We start from the raw sequence: 13,677 nt of genomic DNA on the forward strand, positions 1-13,677 counted from the left end.
TGCGACAATGGTGCAATGCCTGTCACCCAGTCAACCAACGTGCAGTTCAAGGTCGCCGACATCACCCTCGCCGAGGCCGGGCGCCACCAGATTCGCCTCGCCGAGAACGAGATGCCCGGGCTGATGGCCCTGCGTGAGGAGTTCGGCACCAGCCAGCCGCTCAAGGGCGCCCGCATCGCCGGGTCGCTGCACATGACCGTGCAGACCGCGGTGCTGATCGAGACCCTCACCGCCCTCGGCGCGCAGGTGCGCTGGGCGAGCTGCAACATCTTCTCGACGCAGGATGACGCGGCCGCCGCGATCGCGGTCGGTCCGACCGGCACGCCCGAGGCTCCGGCCGGGGTGCCCGTGTTCGCGTGGAAGGGCGAGACCCTCGAGGAGTACTGGTGGGCCACCTCGCAGATCTTCGACTGGTCGGCGGAGGCCGCGGCATCCGGTGACAGCTACACCGGCCCGAACATGATCCTCGACGACGGCGGCGACGCCACCCTGCTCGTGCACAAGGGCCGGGAATTCGAGCTGGCCGGCGCGGTTCCGGCGACTCCGGATGACGCCAGCCACGAGTTCCGCGTGATCCTCGACGTTCTGCGCGCGTCGCTCGCCAGCTCGAGCGACAAGTGGACCAAGATCGCCGCCGACATCCAGGGCGTCACCGAGGAGACCACCACCGGCGTGCACCGCCTGTACGAGCTCGCTCGCGAGGGCCAGCTGCTGTTCCCGGCGATCAATGTGAACGACTCGGTCACCAAGTCCAAGTTCGACAACAAGTACGGCATCCGGCACTCGCTGCCCGACGGCCTGAACCGCGCCACCGACGTGCTGATGGGCGGCAAGGTCGCCCTCGTCGCCGGCTACGGCGACGTCGGCAAGGGCGCGGCGGAAGCGCTGCGCGGCCAGGGTTCCCGGGTCATCGTCACCGAGATCGACCCGATCAACGCCCTGCAGGCCGCGATGGACGGCTACCAGGTCGCCCGCATCGAGTCGGTCGTCGACCAGGTCGACATCTTCGTCACCGGCACCGGCAACCTGAACGTCATCACCGTTGACCACATGCTCAAGATGAAGCACCAGGCGATCGTCGCGAACGTCGGCCACTTCGACAACGAGATCGACATGGCCGGGCTGGAGAAGCTCGCCGGTGCCGAGCGGATCGAGATCAAGCCGCAGGTGCACGAATGGCGGATGCCGACCGGTCGCAGCATCCTCGTGCTCAGCGAGGGTCGCCTGATGAACCTCGGCAACGCCACCGGACACCCCTCGTTCGTCATGAGCAACTCGTTCACCAACCAGGTGCTCGCCCAGATCGAGCTGTACGCGTACCGCGAGAACTACGAGCTCGACGTGTACGTGCTGCCGAAGAAGCTCGACGAGAAGGTTGCCCGGTTGCACCTCGGCGCGCTCGGCGTCGAGCTCACCGAGCTGACCGCGGAGCAGTCTGCGTACATCGGCGTTCCGGTCGAGGGCCCGTACAAGGTCGACCACTACCGGTACTAAGCCGCAGCCGCGGGTCGAGTACCAAGCCCGCAGCCGCGGGTCGAGCCTGCCGAGACCAGTCCCGCGTCCGGTGGTTGAGGAGCGCGCGACGAAGTCGCACGCGTCTCGAAACCACGCGCCCGCAGCGCTGATTTCGAGACGCGTCGCTCGCTTCGCTCGCGGCGCTCCTCAATCAGCGGTTAGGGAAACGGTGCGGCAACCCGCCGAGGGTCGGAGCCAGCCGCTCCAGGTGCTGACGCTCGAGCGTGAGCGCCTGGTACTCCCGGTCGCGACGCACCGCGGCAACGCCGGCGAGGAACAGCTCGGCGTCGATCTGCGGCACCGGTGACACGAAGGCGGATGCCTCGGCCGCGAGTTCGTGGCTGAGGCGATAACGAGTGGCTGGGGTGAACCGCGGCGCCTCGGCGAGGAACGCGGCGATCCGTCGGGCGAGGGGATCCGGCATCCGTGCCACATCGGCGGTCACCGCCCACTGCTGAAGCTGCGCGGGAACACCGTGGACGGGCGGCGTGAGCCGCGACATCCGTTCGTGCTGGCTGTAGGTGCCCGCCATCAGATCGCCCAGTCGCTTCGCCTTGGGGGAGAGCAACCCGATCAGCGCCGCCATGCCTCCCACGGTCAGGAAGATTTCCAGCACGCCGGTCAGCGCGCGGATGAACGCGTGCCGAAAGCCGATCGCCCCGCCGTCATCACGGACGATGCGCGCGCCGATGGCGAGTTTGCCGAGCGAGCGACCATGGGTGAGCAGCTCCACGGCGGTGGGCAGCGCGACCAGGCAGAGCACGAAGCCGGCGATCAACACCGCGGACAGGGCGGCTTGATCGAGGTTGAGTTCGGTCGAGATCCACACCAGCAACAGTAGGTAGCCGATGTAGATGACCAGGTACGCGACGAAGTCGATGGCGGTTCCCGCGCCGCGCAGGATGAAGCTGGTCGGCCGCAGGTCGAGGCTGACGGCCTCACCGATGAGCAATTCGTCGTCGGCGGCGTCGTGGTAGAGCGTCGCGGAGCCGGACATGACAGTATCTAAGCAGATGGATCTTGACGCATACTCCGCAGCGCACCGGGACGAATGGGACCGCCTCGCCCGCCTCGGTGACAAACGTCGATTCACCGGCGCCGAGGCCGACGAGCTGATCGAGCGGTACCAGGCCGGGGCCAGCCAGTTGTCGGCGATCAAGACCACCGCGGGGCAATCGGTGGCCGGCGATCGGCTCTCATTGGCCCTGTCGCGGGCGCGACTGCGCTTCACCGGCACCAGCACCAACGTGCTCAATCAGCTCACGGTATTCTTCGGCGCGCAACTGCCGGCGGCGCTGTATCGGATCCGCTGGCTCACGCTGGCGGTTGCCGCGTCGGTGATCATCGTCGCCGCGTTGTACGCGGTCTGGATCGCCATGAACCCGGAGGTGCTGGCCAGCCTCGGCTCGTACGAGATGCTGCGCCAGTATGCCGAGCAGGAGTTCGTCGGCTACTACTCGGCGAACCCCGAGGGGTCCTTCGCCGGTCAGGTGTGGACGAACAACGCCTGGATCGCGGCGCAGTGCGTCGCGTTCGGCATCACCGGCGTGTGGGTTCCGTACGTGCTCTTCCAGAACGCCGTCGGCCTCGGTCAGGCGGCAGCGATCATGGCCGAGTTCGATCGGCTGGACCACTTCTTCCTGTACATCTCACCGCACGGGCAGCTCGAGCTGTACGCCATCTTCGTCGCCGGTGCCGCCGGCCTGAAGATCTTCTGGGCCTGGGTGGCCCCCGGTGCTCGAACCCGCGGGCAGGCGCTCGCGGAGGATGGCCGCGCCCTGTTCGCAGTGGTGATCGGCCTGATCCTGGCGCTGCTCCTCTCCGGCATCATCGAGGGCTACGTCACCCGGCAGGACTGGCAGTGGCCGGTGAAGATCGGCATCGGCACGCTCGCGCTCGCGGCGTTCCTCGTCTACCAGTGGGTGCTCGGACGCCGAGCGCACCGTGCCGGGCAGACCGGCGACCTCGACGAGTTCGAGGCCGGATCGAAGCGGCTCATCGCGGGCTAACCTCCGCCACCGCCGGTCCAGCCTGTCGAGACCGTCGACACCGATGGCCGAGGTTTCCGCCGATGGCGTATGCCGAAACCGTGGCCACGGGCGGATACCTCCGCCATGGGTGAAGTGCGTCCCCAGAAGTGCGTCCCCAGGAGTGCGCCGCCAGCGTCCCACGATGTCTTCTCCGCGGCGCTCACGCAACCACACACCCTTGTCAGTGTGCTTCGGGCGCGAAGGCAACCACGGCAACCTTGCATCGTGATCAACGTGCCCCTCGCCCGTGACGGGCTCATCCTCGCGCGAGATTTGCGCGAGGTCGGCGAGGAGGCCTACATCAAAAGGGCGCTCGCCACCGGCGAGTGGCATCGCGTGCGCCGCGGCGCGTTCGTGCTGAGCGACCACTGGAAGACGTACTCCTGGCAGCAGCGCTTTAGAACAGTGGTGGTTGCCGCTGCGCTGATCGCCCCGGAACCGCCGCTGCTGTCGCACCTGTCCGCTGCTGTGATCTGGGGACTTCCGATTGTCGGTGCACGGATGGATACCGTGCATACGATCGTGCCCCGCACATCGGGCGGCCGGTCGACCCCTGGCGTTCACCGTCACCGCGCAGGACGTGCCCGACGAAGTGATGATTGACGGCTTTCGCGTGACGACTCTTGAGCGCACTGTCCTCGACGTCGCGCGCACCGAATCGACCATCACTGCAGTGTGCGTTGCAGATCGGGCGCTATTCGTGCCGAAGCATGGAGGTGCTTTAACCACGCTCGAGGGGCTGCGCGAGCAGATGGATCCCCTCAGACGCCTGAGTGGTGTTCGCGCGGCCGAGCGGGTCCTCGACTTCTCGACGACGCTCGTCGGATGGCCCGGGGAATCAGTCAGCAGGGTGCAGTTGCGTCGGCTCAGGGTTCCGGATCCGGTGCTGCAGCAGCCCTATGTGCTGCTCGATGGTCGAGAGGTCACTCCCGATTTCAGTTGGCCGGGCTACCGTCACCTCGGTGAGTTCGATGGCTACATCAAGTACCAAAAGCCTGAGTACATGAATGGCCGCACTGCCAGCGAGGTCGTGGTGGAGGAGAAGCGCCGGGAAGACGGCCTGCGTGCGCTGGGGAACGGCATGACTCGGTGGGTGTGGTCAGAGGTATGGGACATCCGCAAATTTGAATCGGTACTGCGGCTGGCGCCGATGCCGCGCGGCCGCTGACCGCCGACTTGTCTTGCGATGGCCGCGGTTTCTGCCGATGGCGCATGCCGAAACCCCGGCCCCGGACGGGAAACCCCGGCCACCGGCGTAGCACGCCTAGCGGACGCAATACACCTAGCGGCTGCAACACGGCTGGCGGCTGCAACACGGCTAGCGGCTGGAGCAACCTGAAGATTGTTGATCTTCGTTTCCTGTGTCATATAGGATCGACGATCTGGGCCAAGTGATGCCCACAGCCGGTTTACAAAGGAGTAAGCGATGACCGCTACTGCACCCAAGGTCGCCCCGACGCCGATAAGGCGCACGATGAAGAATCTGCGGTGGTGGATTCTCGGATGGGCGCTGTTCGCCGGAATCCTGAACTACATGGACCGCAGCGCGATCTCGATCGCAGCCCCGGAGCTCATCGCAGACCTCGGCCTGACGCGCACGGACATCGGCCTGCTCGGCACGGTGTTCTCCTGGACCTACGCGTTCTCGCAGCTGCCAGCAGGATTCCTGGTCGACAAGCTCGGCGCTCGCCGCATGTACTTCATCGCCATCGCCGGCTGGAGCATCGCGACGGCGATCATGGCCTTCGGCACCAAGCTGTGGCACTTCGTGACCTTCCGCGCGCTGCTCGGCCTGATGGAGGCGCCGAACGGCCCGGCATCCGCCAAGCTGACCGCCGACTGGTTCCCGCGCTCCGAGCGTGGTCAGGCGACCGCGATCTGGGACAGCGGGTCGAAGTGGGGCCCCGCGGTCGCGCCGCCGGTGCTCACGTTCTTCCTGATCACTTTCGGCTGGCAGTCGATCTTCGTCTTCCTCGGCGTCATCGGCGTGGTCCTGGCCGTTGCGTTCTACATGTTCTACCGGATGCCGGAGGAGCACCGTCGCGTGTCCGAGGAAGAGCTCGCGCACATCAAGTCCGAACAGGACATCGAGGCGAACAGCAACACCAAGGCATCCTGGATCAGCCTGTTCAAGCACCGTCAGGTGTGGGGCATGATGGCCGGCTTCTTCTGTGTCATCTGGATCTGGAACATCTTCATCGTCTTCCTGCCGCTCTACCTGCAGGACGCGCACGGCGTCACGATCGCCGGAACCGGCATTCTCGCCGCCATTCCGTATATCGGCGCCGCTGTCCTCGGTATCACCGGTGGCTGGCTGATGACCCGGTACACCAAGCGCTCGGGTCGTGACTCGCTCACCGCGAAGCGGTACTTCATGTCCGGTGCGGCCATCGTCGCCGGCATCCTCGTTGTGCTCATCCCGTACCTTCCGACGCTGCCGCTCGCGCTCGGTGTGATGACGGTCGCGCTTGGTTTCGTCGCCACGATGCAGGCGGCCGCCTGGGCCATGCCGGGCGATATCGTCCCGCGCAGCCAGATCGCCTCCGTCGGTGCCATCCAGAACTTCGGTGGCTACTTCGGTGGTGCCTTCGCGCCGCTGCTCACCGGCGTGCTCTATGACGCCACCGGCTCGTACACGCCGTCCTTCGTGATCGGCGGCATCATCGCGTCGCTTGCGGCGGTCGCGTACACGGTGCTCGTGCGCAAGCCGATTACCGCAACGGTCCCCGCGAAATAGAGGAAAGCATCATGACACTCACCCAGCACACGATCGCCGACGGAGCCGAAGCCACCGGCTACCGCGTGGCGATCACCGCTGACGTCGTCCGCCCGGACGGCTCGTCGGTGCACGGCGATCTCGGACTGGACCGCTTGACGGCCCGTGGCATCGACTGGTCGGTGCTGCCGGAGGATGCCCCGGTGCTGCCACCTGAGCACTTCGACAACGTCGATGCGGTGCTCGCCATGGGACACACCCATTTCGATGCCGAGACGGTGGACCGAACCCCGCGGCTTCGGCACATCGCCCGGTTCGGCGCAGGCTACGAGACGATCGACCTCGATGCCTGCACGCGGGCCGGTGTGGTGGTGACGAACACGCCGACAGCGATCAAGCGAACCCTCTCCACCGCTGCGGTGACCATGATCCTCGGACTGATGCACCACGTGGTGCCGAAGGACCGCATGGTTCGTGAGTCGCGCTGGGCGGATCGCGAGCGTTTCCGTGGTGTCGGTCTCGAAGGCAGGACGCTCGGAATCGTGGGCTTCGGCAGCGTCGGGGCGGATGTCGCGAGGCTCATGCAGAACTTCGACATGACGATCATCGGCAACAACCGGAGCGGCAAGAGTTCAGCGGCGCAGGAGCTCGGGGTCGATCTGGTGTCCCTGCCCGAGCTGCTCGAACGGTCGGATGTCGTCCTGCTGACAGCGGCGCTCACCCCGGAAACCACCGGGATGATCAACGCTGCGGCTATCGAGAAGATGAAGCCGTCAGCGTTCCTGGTCAACGTGGGCCGCGGAAAGCTCGTCGATACGGATGCGCTCCGCGCTGCCCTGAGCAGCGGCCGCATCGCCGGGGCGGGGCTGGACGTCTTCGATCCGGAGCCGCTGCTTCCGGATGACCCGATCCTCGGGATGGAGAACGTGCTGCTGAGCCCGCACGCGCTCGGCTGGACCGACCAGTTCACCGACGCGGTGTCGACGGCGGTGCTCGACTGCATCGTCGCGATCGCCGAGGGCCGGGTGCCGGATTCGGTGCTCAACCCGGAGGTCTTCGCAACCGAGGCGTGGCGCGCGAAGGTTGCTGCGGTCTAGAACGAATAACGGCAGTCGACGCTCATCCCGTACCGCACGGGGTGGGCGTCGACTGGTTTACAGCCGGCCGGCTCGCTTCAGCTCGAGGTAGGTGTCCGCCAGCGCCGGCGGGAGGTCGGCTGGCGCCGCCGTGACCACTTCGGCGCCGAGCTGGCGGATGGCGGCTGCAACCCGAGAGGCGTCCAGCAGTGAACGTTCCGCGGAGGCGGCCCGGTACACCTCGGAGCGGTCGCCGCGGGCGCGCGAGGCATCCAGAACCTCCGGATCCGTGACCGACGCCACCACGACGGTGTGCTTGCGGGTCAGCTGCGGCAGCACCGAGAGCAGCCCGTGCGAGGCGCCGGCGGCGTCGATCGAGGTGAGCAGAACCACCAGCGACCGCTGCGCGCTGACCGAACGCACCAGAGAAGGCACCGCGTGCCAGTCCATCTCGATCAGTTCGGACTCGATCGGTGCCATCACGTCGACCATGCGGGTCATCAGTTCCGCGCCGGTCGCGCCCTGCACCCGGCCGCGCACCCGGCGGTCGTAGATGACCAGGTCGACCCGGTCGCCAGCGTGCGAGGCGAGCGTGCCGAGCAGCAGCGACGATTCGAACGACGTGTCCAGTCGGGGTTCGTCGGCGATGCGGGCGGCGGAGGTGCGTCCGCTGTCGATCACGATCACGACCCGGCGGTCACGTTCGGGTCGCCAGGTACGCACCACCAGTTGGGGGCCGGATGCCGAGGGCCTGCGTGCGGTGGCGCGCCAGTCGATCGAGCGCACGTCGTCGCCGCGGACGTACTCACGCAGGCTGTCGAACTCGGTGCCCTGGCCGCGGATCATCACCGAGGTGCGGCCGTCGAGCTCGCGCAGCCTGGCCAGCCGTGAGGGCAGGTGCTTGCGGGCGGTGAACGGCGGCAGTACCCGGATCGCGCCGGGCAGCGCGATCGTGGCCTGCCGGGCGGCGAGCCGGAGTGGGCCGAACGAGCGCACGGTGACCTCGGCGGCGGTGCGCTCGCCGCGGCGGAACGGGGTGAGCGTCGTGGTCAGCGCCCGGCGCTCGCCGGCCGGAATGGTCAGCTGAGCACGGGGCGGCGACGCCGCGGCGGAGGGCTGCCAGGCGTCGCGGACGATGGCCCGCACCGTGCGCGGACCCGGGTTCGTCACGAACAGCGTGGTCGGCACGGTCTCACCGAGACGCACCCGGGAGGGCAGGTCGCGGCTCAGCCTGAGCGCCCGCGGGGAGCCCGCGATCAGCAGGTCGATCACGACGAGCACCACCACGAGCGCCAGCCACACCAGGAAGGCCACCACGTTGTCGAACACCACCAGCGGCACAATGCCCGCGGCCACGAGCAGTACGAGCCATCCGCTGATCGCCATCAGAGCCCACCGGTCACATCGGCACCTGAACCTGCTGCATGATCGAGCGCAGGATCGCGTCGGCGGAGACGCCCTCCAGTTCCGCCTCGGGGCGAAGCTGGATGCGGTGCCGGAGCACCGGCAGCACCATCGCCTGCACGTGGTCCGGGGTGATCGCGCCGAAGCCCTGCAGCCACGCCCAGGACTTCGCCGCGGCGAGCAGCGCGGTCGTCCCGCGCGGGCTCACGCCGAGCTTCACCGAGGGCGACTGCCGGGTGGCGCGGGCCAGGTCGACCGCGTAGGCGAGGACATCCGGTGACGAGCCGACCCGGCGAACGGCCTGCTGAGCGGCCTCCAGTTGGGCGCCGTCGAGAACCGCGGTGACGCCGGCCGCGGCCAGGTCGCGGGGGTTGAATCCGGCCGCGTGGCGGGTGAGCACCTCGACCTCGGCATCGCGGGCGGGCAGGTCGAGCACGAGCTTCATCAGGAACCGGTCCAGCTGGGCCTCGGGCAGCTGGTAGGTGCCCTCGTACTCGACCGGGTTCTGGGTGGCGGCGACCAGGAACGGCACCGGCAGTTTGCGGGTCTGCCCGTCCACGGAGACCTGTCGTTCTTCCATCGCCTCGAGCAGCGCCGACTGGGTCTTCGGCGGAGTGCGGTTGATTTCGTCGGCGAGCAGGATGTTGGTGAACACCGGCCCCTCCCGGAACTCGAAGTCCCCGGCCCGGGTGTCGTAGACCAGCGAACCGGTGACATCGCCCGGCATCAGGTCGGGCGTGAACTGCACGCGCTTGGTGTCCAGGTTCAGGGCGGCACTGAGGGTACGCACCAGCAGCGTCTTCGCGACGCCGGGCACCCCCTCGAGCAGCACATGCCCGCCGGACAGCAGCGCGATGATCAGCCCGGTCACGGCGCCGTCCTGGCCGACGACGGCCTTGCCCACCTCGGCGCGAACTCGGCCGAAGGCGTCGCGCAGTTCCTGATCTGTCATCCGTGTGTTCTTCCTGTCTCTGGGGTGGGATTCGTCGCTGCGCTGACCGCGCGTTCGAGGGTGAGTAATTCGTCGGAGAGGCGGACGAGTTCCGCGTCGCTGTGTGGGTCGGCATCGACCAGGAGCGCGCGGATCGCCGGCACGGGGGAGCCGGTGACGGATGCCACGGCGTCCACGATCTCGTCGACGGTTGCCGTGCGGGACAGACCGACCTGGCGGCCGAGCCGCTGCAGGGTGCCGATGCGCAAGGAGTCGAGTGCCCGCAGCCTGGCGTTGTTGCGCTCGTACAGGCGGGCGCGGCCCTCGGTGGTCTCGCTCGCCGGCACCGTGACCGGCAGGTTCTCGATCACCAGCGGACCGAACCGGCGCCCGCGCCAGACGGCGGCGGCGATTCCGGTGAGCAGCACTGCCAGACCGATGCCGACCGTCCAGCGGGGCAGCAGCTGCTCCGGTGAGACGTTCTGTTCGGTGAGATCCTCGGCCGTCGGCTGGTACCAAACCAGAGTGTCGGTGGCGCCGAATAGGGTGAGCGCCAGCGCCGCATTTCCTTCCAAGGCCACTCGCTCGTTCGTCAGGGCGGTGGTAGTGCCGAGCACCGTCACAGTGGTCCCCGACGAGGGGAGTTCGATGAGTGAATAGATGTCGTCACCGCTGCCCAGGCACCCGGTCGCCCCCGGGGCGTCCAGGATTCGGTAGCCGAAGCCGTCGCCGGTGACGGATATCGCGTTCCTGACCGCGCCGATGCTGCAGTCTGCCTCGAGTATGCCGTCCACCGCGCCGGCCGCCGCGATGCCGGGTGCGAGCGCGTTCAGCGCGGGGAAGTCGGGGTCGATGACCACCAGTCGGTCGGCGAGGGTGGCGACCTCGGTGAGCTGCTCGTCGGTCAGGTAGCCATCCGGGTCGTGGAAGACGACGGTGGTAGCGGCCGGGCTGTCGACTGCAGCCGTGGCATCCGCGAGCGACGAGGGCGTGTGCACGTCGACGCCCTGATCCTTCAGCACCTCGGCGATGGCGCGAGCGCCGTCCGGCGCTGCGCTCGTGGGGGACAGCGGGGTGCCGCCGGCACTGGAACCGACCAGACCAAAGGTGAGCACCCCGACCACCACGGCGAAGAGTGCGCCGATGATCCAGAACGCGGCGCGCTTGCCGGAAGCTCGGACCGTTGGGGTGAGCGTGGTCTGTGTGGGCGGGCGCGCGGTCGCCGTGCTCTCGCTCATGCCAGCACCTCGAGGGCGGGCTTGGTGGCGCGCAGTTGCGCCTCGAGTTCCGCCACTTGCCGGTACTGCTCGGTGGTGCCTGCCTGTTGCAGGTAGCGCACACCGTCGAAGGCACGAGCGGCATCATCCAGGGCGGTTTGGCGCTCGGGGAAGACGTGGCCCGCCCGACGAGCGAAGTCGCGCGCGGTGGTTCCCGGGCTCGTCGTGACCAGTGTGCGTTCGGCGAGGCCACGGGCGATGGCGCGGAACATCTCGGCGGTCGCCAGCGTGAAGTCGCCCCGGCTGGCGGCCCCCTCGGCGGCCCGGCGAATGACCTCGGCGCTGCGAGAGTCATCGACCCCGAACAGTGAACCGGCGACTTGACTGCGGCGTCCGAAGCGGGGGAGCCCGAAGATGAGGAAGGCAACCAGCAGCACCACCGCGATCAGCGCGCCGATCACGAGGAAACCGACGAACGGCGGCGCGTCGGCACCGCCGAACTGCAGCGAGTTGATCCAGTCCCAGATCGACTGCACCAGCAGGTCGAACCAGTTCGGGCGCGCCGCCTGATAGGCCGGATCGGTGAGTTCCCGAAGGATCCAATCGCGCGCCTGCTCAGCATCGGGATCGACGGGCACGTCGAATGGCAACGCCATCCCGGCGATAGGAAAAGCGGTCATGCCCAGGGCGATCCCGCCTCCGGTGCGGTCGGAGCACCCTGCATGCGCGGCGCGGCCGGCGCGGCACCAGGTCGCAGCGGGTCAGGAACCGTGGTGTCGCCCGCGTGCCGGGCCTCGACGAATCGAGTCAGGTCGAGGTCGAGCCCCTCCTTGCGGATGCGCAGATCCAGGTAGAGCAGCGCGGTTGCCGCTCCCTGCACCACCAGAATCATTGCGCTGACCACGAGAGTGACCGCCACCAGCACCAGGTAGGTGACCGCACTGGCGATGATCGCGGCGGTCGGGTCCCCGCCGATCGTCATCAACGGAGCGAGGAAGGTGAACACGATGGTGATCGGCGTGGTGATGATCTGCGACGCCACGTTCAGGATCACCGACACCAGCAGCAGGATGCCGAACGTGCGCCAGAAGTAGCCGCCGGTCAGTCGCCAGGATCGCGCCATCGCCTGCCGAAGCGGCAGCCGCTCGATCACCAGGGCGCTGGGCACCATGGCGAGCTTCGTGGACAGCCACGCCCACAGGGCAAGCGAGCCGAGCCCGGCAAAGATGCCGAGGATGACCGCGGCCGCGACCGAAGCATCGCCCAATTGCGAAACCAGCGCGATGATGGCGAGCACGATCACGGTGGCCGCCACGATCACCACCAGCGTGACCAGCAACACCCAGCCGACCAGCGCCCAAAGCCGGCCCTTCGCCAGCCGCCACAATTCGCGGAACTTCAGCTTCTCGCCGAGCGCGCCTCGAGACACCTCGAGCACGATGATGCCCTGCATCAACCCGGCCGCCATCAGCGAGAACAGGAACGGGATGATTGCCGAGAGCAGAATCGATCCGGCGGCGCCCGCCGCGACGGCGTCAGCATCCTCGGGCGCGGCCATCTCGGTGCGCGAGATCGCGAACGCTGTCACCAGGCCCATCACGACCGCCGTGAGCAGCAGCACAACCCCCTGCAACAGCAGCGACACGCCGAAGGTCGGCTTCGGGTTCCGGCGCAGGGTCTTGAACGACGCGCCCAGGATGTCGCCAAGCGTCAGCGGACGCAACGGGATCAATCCCGGCTTGCGCGGCGGCGTCCAGCCCTGTGGCTGCGGCGCGACCGCCGGGAGGTACTGGCCGTACTGCGGCACGGCCGGCGGCGGGTACTGCCCGGGCGGGTACTGGTCGACCGGCGGGTACTGACCAGAAGTCGGGACTTGCCCCGGCGGCGGATACTGCCCCGCGGGCGGCGCGTACGGGCCAGGTGGCGGCGGCGGGTTCTGCCCAGCCGTCGGCGCAGAGCCTGCATCACCGGCGGGCGGTTGCCACTGCTGGTTGTTCGTCACGAACGATTCCCCAATCCCCGTTGCCAAGAAGCGGCCCCTATCATGCTTTCACACTCGGATACTCTTGTGGGAAAGCTCAACAAACCCGGATCGAGGAGCATGAACCCGCGAATTCTCGTTGTCGATGACGACACCGCTCTGGCAGAGATGATCGGCATCGTGCTGCGCACCGAAGGGTTCGAACCGCACTTCTGTGCCGACGGCGCGGGTGCGCTCGCCGCGTTCCGCGACGCCGACCCCGACCTGGTGCTGCTCGACCTGATGCTGCCCGGCCTGGATGGCATCGAAGTGTGCCGTCAGATCCGCAACGAGAGCGGCACCCCGATCATCATGCTCACCGCAAAGAGCGACACCGCGGATGTCGTGCAGGGCCTCGAAAGCGGCGCCGACGACTATGTGGTCAAGCCGTTCAATCCGAAAGAGTTGGTCGCCCGCATCCGGACCCGACTGCGTCCGGCGACGGAAACCGAAGCGCAGCTTCTGCACATCGGTGACCTGGAACTGGATGTCGCCGGGCACGAAGTGCGCCGCGGCGACACCAAGATCAACCTGACCCCCCTCGAGTTCGAGTTGCTGCTCGCCCTGGCGATGAAGCCCCAGCAGGTGTTCACCCGGGAGATGCTGCTCGAGCAGGTCTGGGGTTACCACTACAAGGCCGACACCCGCCTGGTCAACGTGCACGTCCAGCGCCTGCGGGCCAAGGTCGAAGAGGACCCGGACAACCCCCGCATCGTGATGACGGTGCGCGGCGTCGGCTACCGCGCCGGGTCCAGCTCCTAAGGAACC

General features: G+C 67.8%; 13 protein-coding genes. 7 read left to right on the forward strand and 6 right to left on the reverse strand.

All coding sequences use genetic code 11. From position 1 onward, the window contains the following. Positions 1-15 precede the first annotated feature (15 nt). Positions 16-1,494 carry an adenosylhomocysteinase gene (gene ahcY / locus GO591_RS02540; protein ID WP_157155371.1) on the forward strand — a complete coding sequence of 493 codons (1,479 nt, stop codon included), beginning with the start codon at positions 16-18 and terminating at the stop codon, positions 1,492-1,494. Between the two features lie 172 nt (positions 1,495-1,666). Here ahcY and GO591_RS02545 read toward each other — a convergent pair whose 3' ends face one another. Next, positions 1,667-2,512, reverse strand: a complete 846-nt coding sequence (locus tag GO591_RS02545; RefSeq protein WP_157155372.1) for an RDD family protein — start codon at positions 2,510-2,512, stop codon at positions 1,667-1,669. Between the two features lie 16 nt (positions 2,513-2,528). Here GO591_RS02545 and GO591_RS02550 point away from each other — a divergent pair, with 16 nt between their 5' ends. The 5 genes from GO591_RS02550 (at position 2,529) to GO591_RS02570 (ending at position 7,358) form a co-directional block, all read left to right on the forward strand. Beyond that, entirely contained in the window at positions 2,529-3,524 is a 996-nt protein-coding gene (locus GO591_RS02550) for a stage II sporulation protein M (protein WP_157157738.1), read from the forward strand. A 246-nt stretch (positions 3,525-3,770) separates the two neighbouring features. After that, positions 3,771-4,148, forward strand: coding sequence for a hypothetical protein (locus GO591_RS02555; protein WP_157155373.1), 378 nt, complete (start codon positions 3,771-3,773; stop codon positions 4,146-4,148). After that, positions 4,126-4,713, forward strand: coding sequence for a hypothetical protein (locus GO591_RS02560; RefSeq protein WP_157155374.1), 588 nt, complete (start codon positions 4,126-4,128; stop codon positions 4,711-4,713). Before GO591_RS02555 ends, GO591_RS02560 begins: the two co-directional genes overlap by 23 nt. A 258-nt stretch (positions 4,714-4,971) precedes the next feature. Continuing rightward, positions 4,972-6,282, forward strand: a complete 1,311-nt coding sequence (locus tag GO591_RS02565; protein WP_157155375.1) for an MFS transporter — start codon at positions 4,972-4,974, stop codon at positions 6,280-6,282. Between the two features lie 11 nt (positions 6,283-6,293). After that, positions 6,294-7,358 (forward strand): 2-hydroxyacid dehydrogenase, encoded by a 1,065-nt coding sequence (locus tag GO591_RS02570; RefSeq protein ID WP_157155376.1) that lies wholly within the window; start codon positions 6,294-6,296, stop codon positions 7,356-7,358. Between the two features lie 57 nt (positions 7,359-7,415). Here the strand turns inward: GO591_RS02570 and GO591_RS02575 are convergent, their stop codons facing one another. From GO591_RS02575 to GO591_RS02595, 5 genes are read right to left on the reverse strand one after another with little or no spacing between them, the layout of a single operon-like run. After that, positions 7,416-8,723, reverse strand: coding sequence for a DUF58 domain-containing protein (locus GO591_RS02575; protein WP_157155377.1), 1,308 nt, complete (start codon positions 8,721-8,723; stop codon positions 7,416-7,418). Between the two features lie 13 nt (positions 8,724-8,736). Then, positions 8,737-9,693, reverse strand: coding sequence for an AAA family ATPase (locus tag GO591_RS02580; protein ID WP_157155378.1), 957 nt, complete (start codon positions 9,691-9,693; stop codon positions 8,737-8,739). Beyond that, positions 9,690-10,910 carry a DUF4350 domain-containing protein gene (locus tag GO591_RS02585; protein WP_157155379.1) on the reverse strand — a complete coding sequence of 407 codons (1,221 nt, stop codon included), beginning with the start codon at positions 10,908-10,910 and terminating at the stop codon, positions 9,690-9,692. The genes GO591_RS02580 and GO591_RS02585 overlap by 4 nt, the downstream gene beginning before the upstream one ends. Continuing rightward, positions 10,907-11,569: a DUF4129 domain-containing protein gene (locus GO591_RS02590; RefSeq protein WP_157155380.1), complete on the reverse strand. Its 663-nt coding sequence runs from the start codon at positions 11,567-11,569 to the stop codon at positions 10,907-10,909. Before GO591_RS02590 ends, GO591_RS02585 begins: the two co-directional genes overlap by 4 nt. Further along, complete coding sequence (locus tag GO591_RS02595) at positions 11,566-12,891, reverse strand: DUF7847 domain-containing protein (protein WP_157155381.1); 1,326 nt, start codon at positions 12,889-12,891, stop codon at positions 11,566-11,568. Before GO591_RS02595 ends, GO591_RS02590 begins: the two co-directional genes overlap by 4 nt. Positions 12,892-12,990: 99 nt before the next feature. Here GO591_RS02595 and mtrA point away from each other — a divergent pair, with 99 nt between their 5' ends. Then, complete coding sequence (gene mtrA / locus GO591_RS02600) at positions 12,991-13,671, forward strand: MtrAB system response regulator MtrA (protein WP_157155382.1); 681 nt, start codon at positions 12,991-12,993, stop codon at positions 13,669-13,671. Positions 13,672-13,677: the final 6 nt, after the last annotated feature.

The sequence above is a fragment of the Diaminobutyricimonas sp. LJ205 genome, from assembly GCF_009755725.1.
In the GTDB taxonomy this organism is placed as follows: domain Bacteria; phylum Actinomycetota; class Actinomycetes; order Actinomycetales; family Microbacteriaceae; genus Ruicaihuangia.